This is a genomic window from Streptomyces odontomachicola, from assembly GCF_039605595.1.
Lineage (GTDB): Bacteria > Actinomycetota > Actinomycetes > Streptomycetales > Streptomycetaceae > Streptomyces.
The window spans coordinates 20,260-42,722 of record NZ_JBCFOK010000030.1 but is presented as its reverse complement, the minus strand read 5'-3'; the positions used below and the strand labels follow the sequence as shown (position 1 = coordinate 42,722).

19 protein-coding genes are annotated in these 22,463 nt (G+C 69.7%); 7 read left to right on the top strand and 12 right to left on the bottom strand.

Features of this window, described 5'->3' with window-relative positions; genetic code table 11:
- Positions 1–184: 184 nt before the first annotated feature.
- The 3 genes from ABEE00_RS34595 to thyX all read right to left on the bottom strand — a co-directional run bounded on the left by ABEE00_RS34595 (position 185) and on the right by thyX (position 3,895).
- On the bottom strand, positions 185–1,870 hold the full coding sequence (locus tag ABEE00_RS34595) for a ribonuclease J (RefSeq protein WP_345749773.1): 1,686 nt from the start codon (positions 1,868–1,870) through the stop codon (positions 185–187).
- 174 nt (positions 1,871–2,044) lie between these two features.
- Positions 2,045–2,944: a 4-hydroxy-tetrahydrodipicolinate synthase gene (gene dapA / locus ABEE00_RS34590; RefSeq protein WP_345749772.1), complete on the bottom strand. Its 900-nt coding sequence runs from the start codon at positions 2,942–2,944 to the stop codon at positions 2,045–2,047.
- A 213-nt stretch (positions 2,945–3,157) separates the two neighbouring features.
- The gene (thyX, locus tag ABEE00_RS34585) at positions 3,158–3,895 is read right to left on the bottom strand and encodes an FAD-dependent thymidylate synthase (RefSeq protein ID WP_345749771.1); all 738 of its coding nucleotides are present in this window, start codon (positions 3,893–3,895) and stop codon (positions 3,158–3,160) included.
- Positions 3,896–4,207: 312 nt separating this feature from the next.
- On the opposite strand from thyX, the gene ABEE00_RS34580 reads away from it, so the two are divergent.
- A complete protein-coding gene (locus ABEE00_RS34580; protein ID WP_345749770.1) occupies positions 4,208–4,450 on the top strand; it encodes a hypothetical protein in 243 nt (80 codons plus the stop codon).
- A gap of 76 nt (positions 4,451–4,526) precedes the next feature.
- The gene (locus tag ABEE00_RS34575; RefSeq protein WP_345749769.1) at positions 4,527–5,120 is read left to right on the top strand and encodes a hypothetical protein; all 594 of its coding nucleotides are present in this window, start codon (positions 4,527–4,529) and stop codon (positions 5,118–5,120) included.
- Positions 5,121–5,153: 33 nt separating this feature from the next.
- Here ABEE00_RS34575 and ABEE00_RS34570 read toward each other — a convergent pair whose 3' ends face one another.
- The 6 genes from ABEE00_RS34570 to eccD all read right to left on the bottom strand — a co-directional run bounded on the left by ABEE00_RS34570 (position 5,154) and on the right by eccD (position 12,401).
- Positions 5,154–5,606, bottom strand: a complete 453-nt coding sequence (locus ABEE00_RS34570) for a tetratricopeptide repeat protein (protein WP_345749768.1) — start codon at positions 5,604–5,606, stop codon at positions 5,154–5,156.
- 13 nt (positions 5,607–5,619) lie between these two features.
- Positions 5,620–6,372: a 4-hydroxy-tetrahydrodipicolinate reductase gene (dapB, locus tag ABEE00_RS34565; RefSeq protein WP_345749767.1), complete on the bottom strand. Its 753-nt coding sequence runs from the start codon at positions 6,370–6,372 to the stop codon at positions 5,620–5,622.
- 57 nt (positions 6,373–6,429) lie between these two features.
- Positions 6,430–7,824 (bottom strand): M16 family metallopeptidase, encoded by a 1,395-nt coding sequence (locus tag ABEE00_RS34560; protein WP_345749766.1) that lies wholly within the window; start codon positions 7,822–7,824, stop codon positions 6,430–6,432.
- Entirely contained in the window at positions 7,821–10,055 is a 2,235-nt protein-coding gene (locus ABEE00_RS34555; RefSeq protein ID WP_345749774.1) for a polyribonucleotide nucleotidyltransferase, read from the bottom strand. Before ABEE00_RS34555 ends, ABEE00_RS34560 begins: the two co-directional genes overlap by 4 nt.
- 299 nt (positions 10,056–10,354) lie before the next feature.
- A complete protein-coding gene (rpsO, locus tag ABEE00_RS34550; protein WP_079166964.1) occupies positions 10,355–10,645 on the bottom strand; it encodes a 30S ribosomal protein S15 in 291 nt (96 codons plus the stop codon).
- Positions 10,646–10,871: 226 nt separating this feature from the next.
- Entirely contained in the window at positions 10,872–12,401 is a 1,530-nt protein-coding gene (eccD, locus tag ABEE00_RS34545) for a type VII secretion integral membrane protein EccD (protein WP_345749765.1), read from the bottom strand.
- Positions 12,402–12,745: 344 nt separating this feature from the next.
- On the opposite strand from eccD, the gene eccCa reads away from it, so the two are divergent.
- From eccCa to ABEE00_RS34530, 3 genes are all read left to right on the top strand, one after another.
- Entirely contained in the window at positions 12,746–16,714 is a 3,969-nt protein-coding gene (gene eccCa, locus ABEE00_RS34540) for a type VII secretion protein EccCa (RefSeq protein ID WP_345749764.1), read from the top strand.
- Positions 16,715–16,839: 125 nt separating this feature from the next.
- Complete coding sequence (locus tag ABEE00_RS34535) at positions 16,840–17,985, top strand: hypothetical protein (protein ID WP_345749763.1); 1,146 nt, start codon at positions 16,840–16,842, stop codon at positions 17,983–17,985.
- A 107-nt stretch (positions 17,986–18,092) separates the two neighbouring features.
- The gene (locus ABEE00_RS34530; protein ID WP_345749762.1) at positions 18,093–18,323 is read left to right on the top strand and encodes a DUF397 domain-containing protein; all 231 of its coding nucleotides are present in this window, start codon (positions 18,093–18,095) and stop codon (positions 18,321–18,323) included.
- Between the two features lie 46 nt (positions 18,324–18,369).
- Here ABEE00_RS34530 and ABEE00_RS34525 read toward each other — a convergent pair whose 3' ends face one another.
- Positions 18,370–18,657, bottom strand: coding sequence for a hypothetical protein (locus ABEE00_RS34525; protein ID WP_345749761.1), 288 nt, complete (start codon positions 18,655–18,657; stop codon positions 18,370–18,372).
- Positions 18,658–18,877: 220 nt separating this feature from the next.
- Between ABEE00_RS34525 and ABEE00_RS34520 the strand changes: the two genes are divergently transcribed.
- Both ABEE00_RS34520 and ABEE00_RS34515 read left to right on the top strand, forming a co-directional pair.
- Positions 18,878–19,192 (top strand): hypothetical protein, encoded by a 315-nt coding sequence (locus ABEE00_RS34520; protein ID WP_345749760.1) that lies wholly within the window; start codon positions 18,878–18,880, stop codon positions 19,190–19,192.
- A 23-nt stretch (positions 19,193–19,215) separates the two neighbouring features.
- Positions 19,216–19,950, top strand: coding sequence for a hypothetical protein (locus tag ABEE00_RS34515; protein WP_345749759.1), 735 nt, complete (start codon positions 19,216–19,218; stop codon positions 19,948–19,950).
- Between the two features lies 1 nt (position 19,951).
- Here the strand turns inward: ABEE00_RS34515 and ABEE00_RS34510 are convergent, their stop codons facing one another.
- Together ABEE00_RS34510 and ABEE00_RS34505 are read right to left on the bottom strand one after the other, a co-directional pair.
- Entirely contained in the window at positions 19,952–20,206 is a 255-nt protein-coding gene (locus ABEE00_RS34510) for a hypothetical protein (protein ID WP_345749758.1), read from the bottom strand.
- A 182-nt stretch (positions 20,207–20,388) separates the two neighbouring features.
- Complete coding sequence (locus tag ABEE00_RS34505; protein ID WP_345749757.1) at positions 20,389–22,449, bottom strand: protein kinase domain-containing protein; 2,061 nt, start codon at positions 22,447–22,449, stop codon at positions 20,389–20,391.
- Positions 22,450–22,463 lie beyond the last annotated feature (14 nt).

The window sequence follows — 22,463 nt, the reverse complement described above, 5'->3', positions numbered from 1 at the left end:
TCTCCACTCTACCAGATTCGTTTCCGTGCTCGTTTCCGAGTGGTTTTCCGAATTCCAGTCACGGGAATCCCCCGGACACATGAAGGCCCGGTTTCCCGTTGCGGTGGAGATGTAAACGTACTGGAGCGGGGCGGCCGGATGCAAATCCGGGCGCCCCGCTCCAGGCCGGGCTCTGACCTCGGCCTCAGACCTCGACGACCACGGGCAGGATCATCGGGCGCCGGCGGTAGGTGTCGGAGACCCACTTGCCGACCGTGCGGCGCACCAGCTGCTGGAGCTGGTGGGTCTCGGCGATGCCGTCCTGCGCCGACTTGGCCAGGGCCTCGTCGAGCTTCGGGATGACCCGTTCGAAGTCGGCGTCGTCGATGCCGGAGCCGCGGGACTGGATGTGCGGTCCCCCGGTGATCTTGCCGGTGCTGGAGTCCACCACCACGAAGATCGAGATGATGCCCTCGTCACCGAGGATGCGGCGGTCCTTGAGGGAGGACTCGGTGACGTCGCCGACCGAGAGGCCGTCCACGTACACGTACCCGGCCTGGACCTTGCCCGAGATGCGGGCCTTGCCGTCGACGAGGTCGACCACGACGCCGTCCTCCGCGATGACCACGCGGTCGCGTGGCACCCCGGTCTCGGCGCCGAGCTCGGCGTTGGCGCGCAGGTGGCGCCACTCGCCGTGCACCGGCATCAGGTTCTTGGGCTGGCAGATGTTGTAGAAGTACAGCAGCTCGCCCGCCGAGGCGTGGCCCGAGACGTGCACCTTGGCGTTGCCCTTGTGCACGACGTTGGCGCCCCAGCGGGTCAGGCCGTTGATGACCCGGTAGACCGCGTTCTCGTTCCCGGGGATCAGGGACGAGGCGAGGATGACGGTGTCGCCCTCGACGATGCGGATCTGGTGGTCGCGGTTGGCCATCCGGGAGAGGGCGGCCATCGGTTCGCCCTGGGATCCGGTGCAGACGAGGACCACCTCGTCGTCCGGGAGGTCGTCCAGGGTCTTCACGTCGACCACCAGGCCGGCCGGGATCTTGAGGTAGCCCAGATCCCGGGCAATGCCCATGTTGCGGACCATCGAGCGGCCGACGAAGGCCACCCGGCGCCCGTACTCATGAGCAGCGTCCAGGATCTGCTGGATCCGGTGCACGTGGCTGGCGAAGCTCGCGACGATGATGCGCTTCTGTGCGCTGGCGAAGACCTGGCGGATGACGCCCGCGATCTCCTTCTCCGGCGGCACGAAGCCGGGCACCTCCGCGTTGGTCGAGTCGGAGAGCAGGAGGTCGATGCCCTCCTCGCCGAGCCGGGCGAAGGCGCGCAGGTCGGTGAGGCGACGGTCCAGCGGGAGCTGGTCCATCTTGAAGTCGCCGGTGTGCACGACCATGCCGGCGGGCGTGCGGATGGCGACCGCGAGCGCGTCCGGGATGGAGTGGTTGACCGCGACGAACTCGCAGTCGAAGGGGCCGATGCGCTCGGTGTGGTTCTCCTCGACCTCCAGCGTGTACGGCCGGATGCGGTGCTCCTGGAGCTTGGCCTCGATCAGGGCGAGGGTCAGCTTGGAGCCGATCAGCGGGATGTCCGGCTTCTCGCGGAGGAGGTAGGGGACGGCGCCGATGTGGTCCTCGTGGCCGTGCGTCAGGACGATGCCCTCGACCTGGTCCAGGCGGTCCCGGATGGAGGTGAAGTCGGGAAGGATCAGATCGATGCCCGGCTGCTCCTCCTCGGGGAAGAGGACGCCGCAGTCGACGATCAGCAGGCGGCCCCCGTACTCGAAGACCGTCATGTTGCGGCCGATCTCGCCCAGGCCGCCGAGCGGGGTGACGCGCAGGCCACCCTCGGGGAGCTTCGGCGGCGGGCCGAGCTCGGGATGCGGATGACTCAAAAGACTCTCCTCACCACGCGCGCCACGCGCCCCTGGCCTCCGGCGTGGGGGACCGCGTGGGACACGTGGCGCGCGCGATATTCGTGATGCGTGTGGTGCGGCCGTGCGTCAGTGCTTTCCGGAGTGACGGCACGGGCCGTTGTTCTTCGGTATTCAGTTGTGAAGTCCGATGTCCTAAAGCTGTACCCCGCCGTGCGCGAGATCGTGCTTGAGCTGCTCGGTTTCCTCCGGAGAGAGCTCCACCAGGGGCAGCCGGAGCGGGCCGCCGGGCTGGCCGCGCAGTGCCAGGGCCGCCTTGGTGGTGATCACTCCCTGGGTGCGGAACATGCCGGTGAAGACCGGGAGCAGCTTCTGGTGGATCTCGGTCGCCTTGGCGACGTCGCCGCTCAGGTGCGCCTCCAGCATGGAGCGCAGCTCCGGCGTGACGAGGTGGCCGACGACCGACACGTAACCGACGGCGCCGACGGAGAGCAGCGGGAGGTTGAGCATGTCGTCGCCGCTGTACCAGGCGAGGCCGCTCGTGGCGATGGCCCAGCTCGCGCGGCCCAGGTCGCCCTTGGCGTCCTTGTTGGCCACGATGCGCGGGTGCTCGGCCAGCCGGACGATGGTCTCGGTGTTGATCGGGACGCCTGACCTGCCGGGGATGTCGTAGAGCATCACCGGGAGTTCGGTCGCGTCGGCGATCGCGGTGAAGTGGCGGTAGAGCCCCTCCTGCGGGGGCTTGCTGTAGTACGGCGTGACCGCGAGGAGGCCGTGCGCGCCGGCCTTGGCCGCGTCCTGCGCGAGCTCCAGGCTGTGCGCGGTGTCGTTGGTGCCGGCTCCGGCCACGACATGGGCGCGGTCGCCGACGGCCTCCACCACGGCGCGCACCAGATCGGCTTTTTCCGCATCGCTCGTCGTCGGGGACTCCCCGGTGGTGCCGTTGACGATCAGGCCGTCATTGCCGGCGTCCACCAGGTGAGCGGCGAGCTGCTGCGCGCCGTCGAGATCGAGCGCGCCGTCCGCGGTGAACGGCGTGACCATCGCGGTCAGGACCCGCCCGAAGGGCGTCTGCGGTGTGGAGGTCGGAGCCATGGGGTCCACGCTACTCGCAGCTCACGGTGTGATGCCCCCTCGGGGCGTACATGAGACGCGCCGGCGGCGGAAAGCCGCCCGTGCGCAGGGGCTGATGACGGTGGTTCGGGAGGGGACCCGGCACTGTCTGCTCGGGGGTTCACACAGTGCCGGGTCCGTTCCGTCAGGCTAGAGGAAGCCCCGGAAATGCCGCAATACGGACACTTCGGGCGGTTACGGTGCCACCCGGCCGTTGGCGTTGAACGCCTCGTACGTCAGCGGCATCAGCTTCGCCCACTGCTCCTCCATCTGCTCCCCCACCATCTCGATCTCGCGCTGCGGGAAGGAGGGGACCTTGGCCTGCTCGTGCTGGGTGCGCAGGCCGAGGAAGTGCATGAGGGAACGGGCGTTGCAGGTGGCGTACATCGAGGAGTAGAGGCCGACGGGCAGGACGGCGCGGGCGACCTCGCGGGCGACCCCGGCCTCCAGGAGCTCGGAGTACGTCTCGTACGCCTGGCGGTAGGTGTCCTGCATGGCGCGGCCGGTCAGCTCGTGCTGCGCGGCCGTGCCCTCGACGAACTCGTACTTCCCCGGGCGGCCCTGCTGGACCAGCTTGCGGGCCTCGTCGGGGACGTAGAAGACGGGCTGGAGCTGGCGATACCTGCCGGACTCCTCGTTGTACGACCAGCCGACGCGGTGGCGGTGGAACTCGCGGAAGACGAACAGGGGGGCGCTGATGAAGAACGTCATCGAGTTGTGCTCGAAGGGGCTGCCGTGGCGGTCCCGCATCAGGAAGTTGATGAGTCCCTTGGACCGCTCGGGGTCCTTGTGCAGCTCTTCGAGGGACTGCTCGCCGGAGGTCGAGACCCGGGCCGCCCAGAGCACATCGGTGTCGGCGGCGCTGTGCTTGACCAGCTCGACGGTCATGTCGCTCCGGAAGCCGGGTACAGCCTCATCAGGGGTTTCGGTCACTGGCGGAGTCCTTCCAACTGCGTACGTGTGCCAGGGGACGACCAGCCTACGGGCGGGCACCGACAGAACCCGCGGGGCGCACAACGGGCCTGCCATCGGGTCCGGTTCGTGTCCGGTTCGAGGTGTTTAGTGATCTTCTGGCGTGACAAAACGGACCACCGGGGGACTTTGGGTACCCCCCGGTGTCACGGGGCTCGAAGAGCCTTGATATTTTTCACATCGGGTTGCGCAGCACGGGCACTCTGCCCACGCCACAACCGTTCTCCCTTGTGTAGGTTCCATCCGTTTCGATTTCGATCAGGAGCAACTGCCATGTTCCGCCGCGGAGAGTCCGTTCCGTTCGCCTTTGTCGCCGAGGCCGAGCGGTTCCGCAGCAACGTCACTCCGCCTCCCAAACCCCGCCGCACCGCCGGTCAGCGCGCCGGCAGTGTGCTCTTCGGGGTGACCGTCATCGCAGGTCTGGTGGGGTCCATGCTGGTCGGCGGCCCCGCGCTCGATCCCGGCGCGCGGGACTACGACGGCCGCTCGGTCCCCGCAGCGGCCGACACTCCCTGACCCCTGAGCTGGTCCGGCACCAGGGGTTCTCGCTAACCTCCTCGCTCACAGCCCCAGTTGTGAGCGAGGAACAGCCGTGCCCCTGCCCTTCCTGACGGCCGACAGCGCACGGGACGACCGTGCCGACGTGCCGGACGATCCGCTGCCCTACGCCGGGCGAGAGCACTGGCGCAGGCCCTACCGCCCCGGACCCTGGCGCGTCGCCGGTGCCGCGGTGCTGCTGCTCATCGCCTCGTTCATGCTGTTCTCCGCCCTCGCGGTGGTGCTGTTCGGGTCGGTGGCCGGAGCGGTCGCGAGCATCCTGGTCTGCCTGCTGGTGCTGGCGGTGGCCCTGCGGCTGCTGCGCGTCGGCGTGTGGGTCGGCCCGTCGGGGCTGCGCCAGGCCGGGCTCTGCTACACCACGACGCTGCCCTGGTCCGAGGTCGCCGCCGTACGCACCGTGCAGCGGCCGGTCAAGTGGCTCGGGCTGCCGCGCACGCTCCAGGGCCAGGCGCTCGTCATCGTACGCAGGCGTGAGGGGCGTCCCGAGGGGGAGCCGCTGCGGGCGCTGCTGACCGATCACGGCGCGGACTTCCTGGCCCGGCGCGAGGGCTTCGAGCGGGCCGCCGACGTCATCGAGGCGTGGGCGGCCGAACACGGCGTCGCCGTGGGGCAGTCGGGCCCGCGCTAGCGGGAGAGGAACGGCCGGAGGGCCGGTCCGCGGTCAGCCGCGGGCCGGCCCTCCGTCGTGCAGGCTGATCGCGCGCTGCATCGCCTTGCGGGCGCGCGGGGTGTCCCGCGCGTCGTGGTACGCCACCGCGAGCCGGAACCAGGCGCGCCAGTCGTCCGGGTTCTGCTCGGTCTCGGTGCGCCGCTTGGCGAACACCTCGTCGGCCGAGTCGCGGTCGATGCGGCCCGAGGGCGTGCGGCGCAGCTCGTCCACGGGGAGGCCGCCCTCAGCCTCCAGTTCGCGGGCGAGCCCGTTGGCCCTGCGCGCGAACTGCGTGGTGCGCCACAGGAACCAGATCCCGAGCAGCGGCAGGACGAACACCACTGCTCCGAGGGCGACGGTGACCGGGGTGCCCTGCTGGATGAGCAGCACGCCGCGGCTGCCGACCAGGACGAAGTAGACGACCAGGACGGCGGCCAGAACGATGTAGGTGAGCCTCGCGCGCACGGTTCCCGTCCCGTCAGTCCAGGTCGAGGAAGTGCTCGAGCCCGAAGGTGAGTCCGGGGGTGTCGACCACGCGGCGCACGCCGAGCAGCACGCCCGGCATGAAGGAGCTGCGGTGCAGCGAGTCGTGCCGGATGGTGAGGGTCTCGCCCTCGTCGCCGAGCAGCACCTCCTGGTGCGCGACGAGGCCGCGCAGCCGTACGGCGTGCACCGGGACCCCGTCCACGTCGGCGCCGCGCGCGCCGTCCAGCGCGGTGGTCGTCGCGTCGGGCTGCTCGCCGAGCCCGGCGTCCTCGCGGGCCTTGGAGATGAGCTGGGCGGTGCGGGCCGCCGTTCCGCTGGGCGCGTCCGCCTTGTTGGGGTGGTGCAGCTCGACGACCTCGGCGGACTCGTAGAACCGCGCGGCCTTCTGCGCGAACTGCATCATCAGCACGGCGCCGATGCCGAAGTTCGGGGCGATGAGGACGCCGGTGCCCGGGGAACCGGCGAGCCAGCCGCGTACCGTCTCCAGGCGCTCGTCGGTCCAGCCCGTGGTGCCGACCACGCCGTGGATGCCGTTGCGGGCGCAGAACTCCAGGTTGCCCATGACGGCCTCGGGGTGGGTCAGGTCGATGGCGACCTGGGCGCCGTTCGCCGTGAGCGCGTCGAGGGAGTCGTCGCGGTCCAGGGCGGCGGCGAGTTCGAGGTCGTCGGCGCCCTCGACGGCCCGTACGGCCTCCGAGCCCATGCGGCCCTTGGCACCGAGGACGGCTACGCGCAGCTTGCTCATCTGTTCTTTCCTTCGCGGGAGTTGCGGGAGGTTACGGGGTCCCGGTACGGGGTCCGGTCAGGCGACCGCCTCGTGGAGGAGGGCCTCCTGGCGGTCGCCGATCGGTCCGATGGCGGCGACCGACGGGCGTTTGCCGAGCACGTGCCGGGCGACCTCGCGGACGTCGTCGGGGGTGACGGCGGAGATCTTCGCCAGCATCGCGTCGGTGCTCATCTGCTCGCCCCAGCACAGCTCGCTCTTGCCCGCGCGGTGCATCAGCGCGCCGGTGTCCTCCAGACCGAGCACGGTGGCGCCGGAGAGCTGGCCGACAGCGCGCCGCAGCTCGTCCCCGGGGATGCCCTCGCGGGCGACCCGGTCCAGCTCCTCGCGGCAGATCTTGAGCACGTCGGGCACCTGGGCAGCGCGGCAGCCCGCGTACACCCCGAAGAGGCCGCAGTCGGCGAAGCCCGAGGTGAAGGAGTAGGTGCTGTAGGCCAGTCCGCGCTTCTCGCGGATCTCCTGGAAGAGCCGGGAGCTCATGCCGCCGCCGAGGGCCGCGCTGAGCACGCCGAGGGCCCAGCGGCGCTCGTCGTTGCGGGAGACGCCGGGCATGCCGAGGACGAGATGGGTCTGTTCCGTCTGCCGGTCCAGGAGCTCGACGCGGCCCGCCGTACGTATCTGCTTGCTGCCCGTACGGGGGCCGACGGGCTCGGCGCCTTCGTTGCGGGTGAGTGCTCCGGCGCGCTCGAAGGCCTCGCGCACGCGGCGTACGACGTCCTCGTGGTCGAGGTTGCCCGCTGCGGCGACCACCAGCCGGGACGGGTCGTAGTGGCGCCGGTAGAAGCGCGCCACGCGGTCCCTGGTCAGGCCGTGCACCGTCTCCTCCGTGCCCAGCACGGGGCGGCCCAGCGGAGAGTCGCCGAACAGCGTGTGCGCGAACAGGTCGTGCACGCAGTCACCGGGGTCGTCCTCGGTCATGGCGATCTCCTCGAGGATCACGCCGCGCTCGGCGTCGACCTCGGCGGGGTCGATGACGGAGGAGGTCAGCATGTCGCTCAGCACGTCGATGGCGAGCGGCAGGTCGGTGTCCAGGACGCGCGCGTAGTAGCAGGTGAACTCCTTGCCGGTGAAGGCGTTCAGCTCGCCGCCGACCGCGTCCAGCTCGGCGGAGATGTCCAGCGCGCTGCGCCGGCGCGTGCCCTTGAAGAGCAGGTGCTCCAGGTAGTGGGTGGCGCCGTTGAGCTGCGGGGTCTCGTCCCGGGAGCCGACGTGCGCCCAGATGCCGAGGGTGGCGGAGCGGACCGTCGGCAGCGTCTCGGTGACGACCCGCAGGCCGCCGGGGAGCACGGTCCTGCGCACGGTGCCCGTGCCGTTCTCGCCCCGGATGAGGGTCTCGGTCACGGCCCCGGCACGGGCGACGGCCCGCCCCTGCTGTGCAGTGGAGCGGGCCGTCGCTGTGGAGTGACGGGTCACTTGTCGGCGGCCTCGCCGGACTCGTCGCCCTCGGACTCGCCGCCGTTCTCCTCGTCGTCCATGACGGGGATCAGCGAGAGCTTGCCGCGCTGGTCGATCTCGGCGATCTCGACCTGGACCTTCTGGCCCACGCCGAGGACGTCCTCGACGTTCTCCACGCGCTTGCCGCCGGCCAGCTTCCGGATCTGCGAGATGTGCAGCAGTCCGTCCTTGCCGGGCAGCAGCGAGACGAAGGCGCCGAAGGTCGTGGTCTTCACGACCGTGCCCAGGTACCGCTCGCCGACCTCGGGCATCGTCGGGTTGGCGATGCCGTTGATCGAGTTGCGGGCCGCCTCGGCGGCGTGGCCCTCGGCGGCACCGATGTAGATGGTGCCGTCGTCCTCGATCGTGATGTCCGCGCCGGTGTCCTCCTGGATCTGGTTGATCATCTTGCCCTTGGGGCCGATGACCTCACCGATCTTGTCCACCGGGATCTTCACGGTGATGATCCGCGGGGCGTTCGGGGACATCTCGTCCGGGACGTCGATGGCCTCGTTCATCACATCGAGGATGTGCAGGCGGGCGTCGCGGGCCTGCTTGAGGGCCGCGGCCAGCACGGAGGCCGGGATGCCGTCCAGCTTGGTGTCCAGCTGGAGAGCGGTCACGAACTGGCGGGTGCCGGCGACCTTGAAGTCCATGTCGCCGTAGGCGTCCTCCGCACCGAGGATGTCGGTGAGGGTGACGTAGTGCGTCTCGCCGTCGATCTCCTTGGAGATCAGGCCCATGGCGATGCCGGCGACCGGGGCCTTGAGCGGCACACCGGCGTTCAGCAGCGACATGGTGGAGGCGCAGACCGAACCCATGGAGGTCGAACCGTTGGAGCCCAGCGCCTCGGAGACCTGCCGGATCGCGTAGGGGAACTCCTCGCGGGTCGGCAGGACCGGCACGATGGCGCGCTCGGCGAGGGCGCCGTGGCCGATCTCGCGGCGCTTGGGGGAGCCGACGCGGCCGGTCTCACCGGTCGAGTACGGCGGGAAGTTGTAGTTGTGCATGTAGCGCTTGCGCGTCACCGGCGAAAGGGTGTCGAGCTGCTGCTCCATGCGCAGCATGTTCAGCGTGGTGACGCCCAGGATCTGGGTCTCGCCGCGCTCGAACAGGGCCGAGCCGTGCACCCGCGGGATCGCCTCGACCTCGGCGGCCAGGGTGCGGATGTCGGTGACGCCGCGGCCGTCGATCCGCTTCTTCTCGCGGATGACGCGCTCGCGCACGAGCTCCTTGGTGAGCGCGCGGTACGCCGCCGAGATCTCCTTCTCGCGGCCCTCGAACTGCGGGAGCAGCTTCTCGGCCGCGACCGCCTTGACGCGGTCCAGCTCGGCCTCGCGCTCCTGCTTGCCGCCGATGGTGAGCGCCTGCGCGAGCTCGTCGCGCACGGCCTCGGTCAGCGCCTCCAGGACGTCGTCCTGGTAGTCCAGGAAGACCGGGAACTCGCCGGTGGGCTTGGCTGCCTTGGCTGCCAGGTCGGCCTGGGCCTTGCACAGCACCTTGATGAAGGGCTTCGCGGCCTCCAGGCCGGCGGCCACGAGCTCCTCGGTCGGCGCCTCGGCGCCGCCCTTGACGAGCTCGATGGTCTTCTCGGTGGCCTCGGCCTCGACCATCATCACCGCGACGTCGCCGTCGGGCAGGGCGCGGCCGGCGACGACCATGTCGAAGACGGCCTCCTCCAGCTCGGTGTGGGTCGGGAAGGCGACCCACTGACCGCGGATGAGGGCGACGCGGGTGCCGCCGATCGGGCCCGAGAAGGGCAGACCGGCGAGCTGGGTGGAGCAGGACGCGGCGTTGATCGCCACGACGTCGTACAGGTGCTCCGGGTTGAGAGCCATGATCGTCTCGACGATCTGGATCTCGTTCCGCAGGCCCTTCTTGAAGGAGGGGCGCAGCGGGCGGTCGATCAGGCGGCAGGTGAGGATCGCGTCCTCGGAGGGCCGGCCCTCACGGCGGAAGAAGGAGCCGGGGATCTTCCCGGCCGAATACATCCGCTCCTCGACGTCCACGGTCAGCGGGAAGAAGTCCAGCTGGTCCTTGGGCTGCTTGGAGGCGGTGGTGGCCGACAGCACCATGGTGTCGTCGTCCAGGTACGCCACGGCGGAGCCGGCGGCCTGCTTGGCCAGGCGGCCCGTCTCGAAGCGGATGGTGCGGGTGCCGAAGGAACCGTTGTCGATGACGGCCTCGGCGTAGTGGGTCTCGTTCTCCACCAGGATTTTCTCCTCGTCCATGCCCGGTGCCCGGATGGCACCGGACCGTTCATGGCGAGGCGCTCCCTGTGCGGGCCGGTCTTCGATCGAAGCACCCGGACGCTGTTGCTCCTGTCCGGGGGCCACTACCGAGGACCGGCTTCGGGCGGGTGCGCCCTGCCTCGTCATGGCTTGTTGACTGTCCGTCTTGCGTTATGCCGTTACGGGACCAGAGTACAAAGCATCCCGGGCCCGTGAGCCACGGCGGATACGGCGAAGGGAGCGGCCCCTTGCGGGAACCGCTCCCTGATCACCGGGTCTCAGCGGGCGCCGGCGGCACCGCGGCGGATGCCGAGGCGCTCGACCAGGGCACGGAACCGCTGGATGTCCTTCTTGGCCAGGTACTGCAGCAGACGGCGGCGCTGGCCGACGAGCAGCAGCAGACCACGGCGCGAGTGGTGGTCGTGCTTGTGGGTCTTCAGGTGCTCGGTCAGGTCCGAGATGCGGCGGGAGAGCAGCGCCACCTGGACCTCGGGGGAGCCGGTGTCACCCTCCTTGGTGGCGAACTCGGTCATGATCTGCTTCTTGGTCGCGGCATCGAGAGACGACACGCGTGCTCCTTCGGTCGTGGCAGCCGAGTGCCCCCTGGTCTTCTTCACAGGGGTTCTTCTCTACTCGGGCAACCGTCACAGGGTATCAGCGCCCCGGTACGCCCCGGTCACGGGTCGCGTTCCTGCTCACGCGCGCTCGGAACGTACGGGAAAGCTCCCTCACGCGCGCTCCGGCCGCACGCGCGACCGCTCACCGCTCACTCCGAACGTACGCGACCGCCCCGGATCACTTGCCGCCCTGGGACGGTTCGATGAGGCCGCGCACCGTCATGTAGACGTCCAGCACCGCGAGGCAGAGCGGGATCAGGCTCAGCAGCACGAAGGTCTCGGCGACCTCCATGAAGCGCGCCCAGAAGGGGGTGAGCCCGGTGCGCGGAACGATCAGGCCGATGGCGGTGGCCAGCGCGGCGGCGGCGGCGAGCGAGGCGGCGAGCCAGATGGTGCGGATGTCCAGCGCCATGCGGTCCCCGGACATCATCTCGCGGACGATCCCGACGGGCGGGTTCAGCGCGAGGCCGAGGGCGAGCAGCGCGAGCGAGCCGAGCCCGGCCACCAGCGCGCAGCCCACCTGCGAGGTGTAGCGGAACAGCCGGGAGCGCAGCAGCATCGCGAGGCCGGCGGCGAGGGTGAGCAGCTGGCCCCAGCCGTTGTCGGAGAAGCCGAGCACGGCGGCGGCGCCGAGCACCACGGCCGACCAGCCGCCGACCAGGCCGACCAGCATCTCGTGGCCGCGGCGCGCCTGTGCGGCGATGCGCTCGGCGTCGACCGGGCCCTGGGTCTCGGGGGCCGCGTCCGGGTCGGCGTCGTAGGCCTTCTCGGCGCGCTGGGCCTCGAAGCCGATGGGGAGGCGGGCGAAGCGCGCGGAGAGTCCCGGCAGGAAGGCGATCACGCCGACGGCGACGGGGACGGTGATGCCCGCGGCCGAGGTGGCGCTGATGTGCGTGAGGATCATGACGAAGGTCATCAGCGTGCCGACGGTGGCCGCGACCGCGACGGCGACGAAGGGTCCGTCGCCGCTCGGCGTGATCGCGATCAGCACCACCGAGGCGAGCAGCACCGCGACGCAGCCGAGCAGGAAGTGCAGCCGCCCGATGCCCTCCATGCGCCCGACGCCCATCGCGCCCGAGCCGGCGATCATGACGTGCGGCATCGCGCCCAGGCCCAGCGCGATGGCCGAGGCCCGGTCGTCGTACACCCGGGCGCGGACCGCGGCGAGCGCGACCAGCAGGACGCCGGTGGCGCCGGCGAGCACGCCGGGGAGGCTGTGCATGTCGTGCTTGACCGGGTCGGCGAACCAGAGCACGAAGGCCATGAGCACGAGCAGCACGCCGCCGCCGATGAGCCCGGCGACGCGCATCAGGCCCTCGTTCCACAGCGTGCGGTCCTTGGTGACCGCGGACGCGACGGCGTCCGATACGTCGTCGAAGACGGCGGGGGGCAGCGAGTCGGCGAAGGGGCGCAGGCTCAGCACCTCGCCGTCGTGGATGCGCTGCGCGAGGAAGGAGCGCGAGCCGTCCAGCACGGTGCCGTCCCTGCGCACCAGGTGGTAGCCGACCGGGGCGCCCTCGGCCGGGCTCTGCCCCGCGAGCCGGAGGATCTCCGGGTAGAGGTCGGCGACCGGGATGTCCTCGGGCAGCGCGACGTCGATGCGGCTGTCCGGCGCGACGATGGTGACCCGGCAGAAGCCGGTGGCGGATGCGGCGCCAGCGGCCCGCGTACCCGACCCCGTGGCGGCTGCCGATGCCGTCGTACTCACCTGTGAATCCCCCTCGTTGGGCCTGTTCTCACCGAACCGTCCGCCAACTCCCGTACGGTGCCTGGCGGTTGGGCCTGGCGGGCGGGCGCGGAACGCTCATGTGCCGCGCGCCGGGCGCACACGGCGCGCACCGCGCGGACGCCGGCCGTTCACCCCCGGCGCTCCCGCCTGCCGCCACCGGGGCGGCGGGCGCTGTTCGTTCGCTGGTGCGCACACAGCGCGCGACACCCTACCGCTCCCCCGCAACCCCGTGTGCAAGTAGCATCACCTCGCGCGGACGGAGTCCGTCGCCACGGGGGCGCCGGCATCGAACTGTCCCGTCCGCACGAGGGAATTGGTGCGCAGTGAGTCAGATCGTCGTCAAGCGTCCGCCACGGGCCCTCCCGCCCGAAGTGCCCAGCGAGGAGCTGACCCTGGAGGCGCCGCCCGAGCTGCCCAAGGGGCAGCAGGAGGGCATGGCGATGCAGTTGCTGCCCATGCTGGGCATGGGCGGTTCGGTGGTCTTCTTCTTCATGCCCAACGCGCACCCCATGATGCGCATCATGGGCATGGTCATGATCGCTTCCACCGTTGCGATGGCAATTGCCATGCTTGTCCGGTATCGACGGGGCACCCAGGGGCAGTTGGGCGATCTGCGCCGCGACTACCTGCGCTATCTCTCGCAGACCCGGCGGCGCGTACGGAAGACCGCGCTCAAGCAGCGTGACGCGCAGTTCTATCTGCACCCCGCGCCCGACCAGCTCTGGTCGCTGGCCGCCGAGGGCAGCCGGGTGTGGGAGCGCCGCCCCTCGGACGACGACTTCGCGCAGGTGCGCGTCGGCCTCGGCGTGCAGCAGCTCGCGACCCCGCTGCTGGCCCCCGACACGGCTCCGGTCGACGACCTGGAGCCGCTGACCGCGGGCGCCATGCACCAGTTCATCAACACGCACGGCACCCTCGACGGACTGCCCATGGCGGTCTCGCTGCGCGCCTTCTACCACATGACGCTCAGCGGCGAGCAGGACTCCGTCGAGGGTTCGGCCCGCGCGCTCGTGGCCTCCCTCGCCGCGCTGCACTCCCCCGACGACATGGTGATCGCGGTGGCCGCGGGGCGCGGCGCCGGGCCCCGCTGGGAGTGGGCCAAGTGGCTGCCGCACACCCAGGTCCCGGGCTCCACCGACGGCGCCGGCACCCGGCGGCTGATCTCCGACCACCTGCTGGAGCTGGAGGAACTGCTGGCCCCGCGCATGGAGGGCCGCACCCGCTTCAACCCCGAGGGCACCCCCGTACTGGAGCAGCCGCACGTCGTGCTCGTGCTGGACGGCGCGACGGTGCCGCCCGACTCGCTGTTCGCCGCGCCGGAGGGCCTGCAGGGCGTCACCGTCGTCGAGGTGGTGCCCGGCGAGATCGAGGGCGCGCGCGGCAGCCTCTCGGTCTCCGTACGCCCCGGCTCGCTCCGCCTGGAGTCCGGCCACGGGCTGGTGTACGAGGGCGAGCCCGACCACCTCTCGTACGAGGCGGCCGAGGCCCTGGCCAGGCAGCTGGCGCCGCTGCGCATGGGCTCGGGCGGCGACGACGACGAACCGCTCCTGGCCAACCTGGAGTTCACCGACCTGCTCAACCTCGGCGACGCGGCCTCCGTCGACGTGCAGCGCTCCTGGCGCCCGCGCTCGCAGGCCGAGCGGCTGCGGGTGCCGATCGGCGTGGGCGAGGACGGCCAGCCCGTGATGCTGGACCTCAAGGAGGCCGCGCAGGACGGCATGGGCCCGCACGGGCTGTGCGTGGGCGCGACCGGTTCCGGCAAGTCGGAGCTGCTGCGCACCCTCGTGCTCGGGCTCGCGGTGACGCACTCGTCGGAGACCCTCAACTTCGTGCTCGCCGACTTCAAGGGCGGCGCGACCTTCGCCGGCATGGCGCAGATGCCGCACGTCGCGGCGGTGATCACCAACCTCGCGGACGACCTCACGCTGGTCGACCGCATGGGCGACTCGATCCGCGGCGAGCTCAACCGCCGCCAGGAGATGCTCCGCGACGCGGGCAACTACGCCAACATCCACGACTACGAGAAGGCGCGCGCCGCCGGTGCGCCCCTCTCCCCCATCCCGTCGCTGGTCCTGGTCATCGACGAGTTCTCCGAACTCCTCACCGCCAAGCCGGACTTCATCGACATGTTCATCCAGATCGGCCGCATCGGCCGTTCGCTGGGCGTGCACCTGCTGCTCGCCTCGCAGCGCCTGGAGGAGGGAAGGCTGCGCGGCCTGGAGACCTACCTCTCCTACCGCGTCGGCCTCCGTACGTTCTCCGCGGCCGAGTCGCGCGCCGCGCTGGGCGTGCCGGACGCGTACCACCTGCCCTCGGTGCCCGGCTCGGGCTATCTGAAGTTCGGCACCGACGAGATGACCCGCTTCAAGGCCGCGTACGTCTCCGGGGTCTACCGCTCCGGCGGCCGCGGCCACGACTCCAGCGGTCCGCTGCCCGTGGACCGCCGTCCCGTGCTGTTCACCGCGGCGCCGGTGCCCGTGCAGCACATGGCCCCCGACCCGCAGCAGGCCGAGGTGCCCGCTCAGCGGCCCGGCGACGAGGACGCGCTGGCCGACACCGTGCTCGATGTGATCGTGCGCAGGCTGGAGGGCCAGGGCTCGCCCGCGCACCAGGTGTGGCTGCCGCCGCTGGACAAGGCGGCGCCGCTGGACGAGCTGCTGCCGGGCCTCGCGCCGGTCGAGGGCCGCGGGCTCACGCAGCCCGACTACCCGCGGCTCGGCCAGCTCGTGGTCCCGCTCGGCCTGGTCGACAAGCCCTTCGAACAGCGCCGCGACCCGCTCTACCGGGACTTCTCCGGCGCCGCGGGCCACATGCTGATCATCGGCGGCCCGCAGTCCGGCAAGTCCACGCTGCTGCGCACCCTGATCGGCGCCTTCGCGCTCACCCACACCCCGTACGAAGTGCAGTTCTACGGGCTGGACTTCGGCGGTGGCGGCATGTCGGCGGTCGCCGGGCTGCCGCATGTGGGCGGCATCGCCTCGCGCCTGGACCCCGAGCGGGTGCGGCGTACGGTCGCCGAGGTCTACGGGATCCTGAACAAGCGCGAGGAATACTTCCGCGCCAACGGCATCGACTCCATCGCCACCTACCGGCGCATGCGCGCACGCGGCGAGCTCACCGACCAGCCGTGGGGCGACGTCTTCCTGGTCATCGACGGCTGGGCCAACTTCCGCAACGACTACGAGGGCCTGGACGGCGTCGTCAACGACATCGCGGCACGCGGCCTCGGCTACGGCGTGCACGTCGTGATCAGCGCCTCCCGCAGCATGGAGGTGCGCGCGGCCCTCAAGGACCAGCTCATGAACCGGCTGGAGCTGCGGCTCGGCGACACCATGGACTCCGAGTTCGACCGGAAGGTCGCGGCGAACGTGCCGCAGGGCGTGCCAGGACGCGGCCAGACCCCGGAGAAGATGCACTTCATGGCGGCCGTCCCGCGCATCGACTCGATCCACTCCGACGACGAGCTGTCCGAGGCCAGCCAGGCCATGAACCAGGCCGTCGCCCGCCACTGGGACTACGCGCCGGCCCCGCAGGTGCGCCTGCTGCCCCGCGAGCTCTCCGCGCGCGAACTGCCGCACGGCGGCGCGGCGCCGGACCGCGGAGTGGCCTTCGCGATCGACGAGAACAACCTGGAGCCGGTCTTCGTCGACTTCGAGACCGACCCCTTCTTCCTGGTCTTCGGCGAGAGCGAGTCCGGCAAGACCGCGCTGATCCGGCTGCTGGCCAAGCAGATCTCGGAGCGCTACGGACCGGACGAGGCGAAGATCGTGGTCGGCGACTACCGCCGCTCGCTCCTCAGCGCGATCCCCGAATCGCACCTGCTGGAGTACGCGCCGATGTCCAACTCCATGGAGGCGCACATGAACGCCCTCCAGGACCTCATGAACCGGCGCACCCCGCCGCAGGACGTCACCCCGCAGCAACTGCGGGACCGGAGCTGGTGGTCGGGCCCGACGATCTTCATCGTCGTCGACGACTACGAGCTGGTCGCCACCTCCAGCGGCAACCCGCTGGCCGTGCTGACCGAGAACCTCCCCTTCGCCCGCGACGTCGGCGTCCGCTTCATCATCGCGCGCAACTCGGCGGGCGCGTCCCGCTCGATGTTCGAGCCCTTCATGCAGCGCATCAAGGAACTCGGCGCGCAGGGTGTGGTCCTGTCCGGCGACCCCGGGGAGGGCGACGTCCTCGGCAACGTACGCCCCCGCCCGATGCCCCCGGGCCGCGGCATCTTCGTCTCCCGCAAGAGGGGGATGCCGTTGGTGCAGGCGGGGTGGTTGCCGGAGCAGGTGTAGTCGCGCGGGTGTAGCGCGGCGAATTCCCCGAGAGGAACGGCGATGGGGCCCGCCCCCATCGCCGTTCTTCGCGTTCGGCCCCTTCTTTGTGTCTTTTCCCCTCTGGAAAATGGAGTTTCCGCGCCATGGCCACACCTGAAATCGCCCGCCGGAGAAGTGCGGGCCGCATCGTTCTGGTCGGCCTGTGCTGCTTCGGCATTCTCGCCGCCGTGCTGTACGGGACCGGGGTGTACGACCGGGTGCGGGATTCCTTCTCGCTGGACGGCGCGTGCGAAGGGGTGTTGGCGCAAGGGGAGTTGGACGGTGCGCTGGGCGCTGGCGGGCGGGCGAAGGCCGAGGACCGTTCGGGCTCTGGAGGGCTCGCTGGTTGTCATGTGCAGTCCACCGCCGACGGCGCCGAGGGGCGTTTCGACCTCGATGTGCGGTGGGTGGGCGGGGAGTTGGACGCTGGGGTGGATGACGAGGCCCGGTTCCTGCTCCCCGACAGGACCGACACCTCGACGACCGAGCACCCCGTGGCCCCGCTCGGTCACGGCTGGCCCGGCGTGAGCAGCCAGGACGAGGGAATGCTGCGCGTCTCGCTCACCTTCCCCTGCGCGAGGTCGCAGCGGAACCTGCTGGTAAGCGGCCTCCTCGTACGCGAGGACGGCGAGGCGGCGGAACGGGCGCGCACCGGCTTCGCCCGCTTGGTCTCGTCGTCCGGCATGCGGGCAGCGGACAAGTACGGCTGCGACACCGCGCGGGGGACCCGCATCACGAAGGCCCCGGCGGACCCCTTCGCTCTCTCGGCCTCGCCCCGCAAGGTGTCGTCGGCCCGGGGAACGTGCGCCGCCCTGCGCCCTCTCGCCGGCCGCGCGGCGAAGGTGGGGGCTCCAATGGCGCGGGAGTCCTCGGGGCCCCCGGCTTTTGCCGGCAGGGCCCCTGCCGTGGACTGCTTCCTCTCCCCCAAGGGCGAGTTCACGCCCGCCTACCGCCTGTCCGCCCTCTACACCCCGTACGCGGAGACCCTCCGCCGCGAGGCGAGCGACGGATGGGCGAACCTCCACTCCCCCGCGGGCAGGGGCCGCTCGGACAGCCACATGGCTTGGGGCAGCGCGCAGTGCCCGGGCGAAAAGGAGCGAGCACTGTTCCTGATCCACGACGTGTACGACTCGTCCGCGCGCGATTCCGGGGCACCCCGTCCGTCCCGCCCCTTCGAGAGCGCGGCCTTGCGGGCCTTCGCGAAGGGGGCGGCCGAGGAGCACGGCTGCGCGGATCTACGACTCCCCTGATCCCCCGAACTGATGAACCCCGCGCCTGCGACCACCGAGTAATCTGACCACCGGCCGTGCGGCGTACGGGACTTCGGCGCCGCTGACACCGAGAGGAGCCACCCCGGATGGGCACGCAGCAGGAGAAGGACGAGCTGTACGCGATGGACATCTCCGACGCGGTCTGGGAGAGCGCGCCGGGCGGCCCAGAAGACGAACGCGTGGAAATCGCCCACCTCCCCGGCGGCGCGGTAGCCATGCGCAACTCCAAGGACCCCTCAACGGTCCTCCGCTACACGGCAGCGGAGTGGGAGGCGTTTGTGCTGGGGGCGCGGGATGGGGAGTTCGACATCGGGTGAGGGGTGTGGGGGTCGGCGCGCCCGGGGGTGCGCCGACCTGGTTGCGCTACTGGAGGTGCTTGCCGAAATAGAACGCTACGAGCAGCAGCACCAGGCTGGCGTAGCCGACGCTCTTCCTGCCTGACTTCCACCCGTACAGAGCCACCCCTGAGGCCAGGGTTGCCGTGACCGTCATGGCGAACGCAGCGAACTCGCCACCCTCGGAAACGGGATTACGGATCACCCCCCTCCAGCAGAGCAGTGCCAGAAGTGTCGTCGTGAACAAATTCCCGAAATGGAAAAAGTGAGCGGCGAACGAAGAGAAGCGCGATTCTTCCTGGTCCCGAGCAGTCATGAGCCGCACTCTATGGCCGTCGACCTGGCATTCTTATGTCATGGACACGGCAGCATGGACACATTGACGCAACCCGAGACGTTTCTTCTGAGGCTTGCCCCGTTGCAACCGAACTCCCTTTAGCTCAAAAGAAGTTGGCGAAACGTTGCTCGGAGTGCACAGGTCCACCCAGGCGTCAGGGTCGTGCTATATCTTCCGCATCCCAACGGCAGGAGCCCGGATGCGACTGAGGGTCAATGCGTACGACCTCGAAGGCTACGCACGAATGATCGAGCGCGCCGCCGACCATGTACTAGCGGCGCACGCGTACACGAACAAGCACGGAGTCATCGAAAAAGAAGCGCGGGGCCTATTCCTCTCAGTGTTCGTCAAGCATGATGACGTCCTGTCAGATGTGAGTCATCTGCTGAAGCGGCTCCGCATCGTGCTCGAAAAGTCTTCGGCAGAGTTAACGCGTTCCGCGTCGTACTACCGGCACACCGACTTCACCGTGGCAGAGAATTTCGACTCCACGCTTGATCGGACCAAGCGGTAGCGAGACGGGGGCGGGGTAACGACATGGGATTCAACGAAGTCGCTGATCCCACAGCGCACTTGACCACACCAGACGAGCCGGAAGAGGCCATTAACGTCTTCCAGCCGGTCGATGATGCCGGTGAGGCTTTCACTCCGGGGGTATGGCTCAACGAGGTCTACGGCATGGTGTTCGGCTACGACCCAGTGGAACGGGCGCAGGAATTCTTAGCCGGGGACTGGAAGTCCTACGCACGCTGCGGAGCCGCATGGGGCCGGCTCGGGGCCGCCTGCCAGGACTTGAGTCAGAACATCTCGACCGGCAACAGTTCTCTCGACGCCACCTGGGACGGCAACGCGGCAGACGCCGCCTTCGTCTACTTCAAGACGATCGCCGAACGATGCGATGGCCTCAAGTCGGAGCTTGACTCACTGCAGAACGCCTACGAAAGCATTTCCCAGGCCGTCTCGGTCTCATCGGAGTTGGCCGCTACCGGGCTCTCCCAAATCGAAGATTCCGCAACGGTGGTCGCCATTTCGGCTGCTGCAGGCGAACTCACCAGCTGGACGGGATGGGGAGCAGCGGTCGGCTACGGCATCGCCGCCGTCGAGATCCTTCGGATGGTCAAGCTATGGGGCGATGTGACCGGGGCCATCGGCACTGCGGAGAGCGTTGCCCAAACAACTGTGCTCGGAATCACCCTCACCAGCAAGGGGGTCGCGGACACGTTCCACAACTTCCCCCTCCCCGGCGACCCCTACAACCACCCAGCGGCCTGACTCACACCACGGCGGAACGATGACAACAGACCACAGCGCACAGCCCCTCGAGGTCGACGACCACGAATTCGCCGACCTCACCCAAGGCGACCACGCGCGAGCCCGCACCCTCCGCAAACAACTGCAACAGCTCAACCACGGAAGCGCCGGAGAGCCCCTCCAGGAGATGGCCCGAGAAATCCTCACCGGCCGAGTCGGCGTACGACAGGCCCTGCGCATCCCCGCGTACGCAGAAGCCCTCGGCGAACGAGTCCAACGCTTCCGCGGCAAGTGGGAAGCAATGTCCGCAGAAGAACGCGCCGAACTCGAGGAGAACGCCCGTCGGTTCCTCGAGACGCAGCGTGACGAGATCGAGAGGGAAAAGCGAAACCGACCCAGGTGACGGAGACTTCTGGCTGCGGCCTCAAGGACGCAGCCAGAAGCCATCCTCTGGACGCTTTAGAACACCGGCATCGCGGTAAGTTCCCCGCCCCGCAGAATGAAGACCCGGTTGTCCGCCGCCGCCATGGTCAGCTTGGCTTCCGGGCCGGCCCCGTACGTCCAGGCGTTCAAGCCGTTGTCCGTACGTACCGTGGTCACGCCATTCGCGCCCGTCTGGTCGAGAGGGATCCAGATGCTGTGTCCCTGGACCGCCGGCGGATCGGAAGGCGGGGCTTCCCCCGGCAACTGATAGGTCCACTTCTGACTGCCATCGGCCAAGGACCGGCGCCGCAACTCCACACCGTCAGCCGCGTAAAGGGCTCCGTCGAGAATCGCGGGCGCCGTCCAGCCTTCGGACTTGCCACTCGCGTCGGACGGATGGGACCACTTGACCTTCCCGTTGGACAGGCTCACCGCCGTCAGGCTCTTACCGCCCAAATACACGGCACCCTCATGGATGCAGGGCTGCAACGGCTTACTGCTCTGTCTTTTCCGTACGGGCCAGGCAAGCTTGCCGGTAGCCGTGTCAACGGCCGCTACGGAACCGTCGGCCCCGCTCAGTACGAGCTTCCCCGATCCCGCATCGGCCAACACCGGCGCCTTCTCCGACGTGGAAACCGGTGACGGCACGGTCCAACGGGGCTCCAGCGAATCGATGTCCAGGGCACGGAGGCGCCCTCGTCGCGTGAAGAAGTAGGCCGATTGGTCATCCGCAGCAAGCAGCAGACTTACGTCGGCATCCCGTGCGGTCCACACCTTCTTCCCTTGATCCTGAACGTCAAGACCATGCAGCGCCCCCTTGCCGTCAGCCGCAACAAGAACTTCGTCGGTAGAGGCGAAGTAGCGAGCGGCATGGGCCAATCCGGGGCTCGACCAACGCGTCTTGCCATCGGTCACGCCGTACGCGCGCAACCCGCCGCCTGGTGCGCCGACAACCACCACGTCGTAAATCGGCAGCGGAGGCGGGGACTTCGGGTCCGCAGCGGAAGTGATGGGCCCCCAAAGAGAACGCGGCGGGCTGCCTTGCGAATCCGGAATAGACACCGGTTTCGCTCGCCATTCGTCAGACGGCACGCCGCTGTCCAGCCACCACCAGGCTCCGGCTCCGGCCATGGCTGCCGCCGCGCCTCCCGCACCTACGAGGCTCAGTACGCGGCGTCGGCTGAAGCGCGGTGCCTGGCCTTCGTCTCCGGGGAAGGACACAAGCCGCTTGGCATGCGTCTCGCGGGCAGCAATATCCTGCCCCAACGAGCCTTCCCGCCAAGCCCGTTCGGCCTTTCGCGGCGGCGCCATCGCCTCAGCGACCTGTTCCGTGCGCGGGCGGTACGCCGGATCCTTCGCAAGGCACGGAGCGATGAGAGTACGCAGGTCGTACGGCACGTTCTCAAGGTTGGCCTCGCCGTGTACGACCTCGTACTGGACCGCGGCGATGTGTCCTCCCGCGTAGGCCCGTTGCCCGCTGGCGGCGAATGCCAGCACGGAACCGAGCGAAAAGACATCGCCGGCCGGCCCTACGCGCTGCCCCAATACCTGCTCGGGTGCGCCGTATCCAGGGGTGACCGGTATCTGCCCGGTCGAGGTGAGCGTCAGCCCGTGTTCGGGGCGGGCAATGCCGAAATCAATGATCCGTGGCCCCGAGGAAGTGAGCACGATGTTGGCGGGCTTCAAGTCGCGATGTACCAGTCCGGCCGCATGTACATCGCACAGTGTGCGCGCCACGTCGGCACCCAGGCAGCGGACCGTCGCATTCTCCATCGGGCCGTAGCGTTCGATCGCGTCGTCGAGTGTGGGCCCCGCCAGGAACTCAGTGGCAATCCACGGCCGGCCGCCCTCGGTCTGGGCGTCCAGCACGCGGGCCACTCCCGAGCTCTGGACCGCTCGCGCCGCCTGAGCCTCCCGCACGAAGCGCCGGGACATGTCCGCGTCATGCGCGACCTCCGGCCGGAGCACCTTGATCGCGGCAGGACTGCCCTTGCTGTCACGCCCGAAATAAACCTTCCCCATGCCGCCGGCCCCTAGCACGCCGATCAGCCGGTAGGGCCCGAGTCGCAAGGGGTCCCCGGCGCCGAGGGGGTTCATATGCTTGGTCTCCT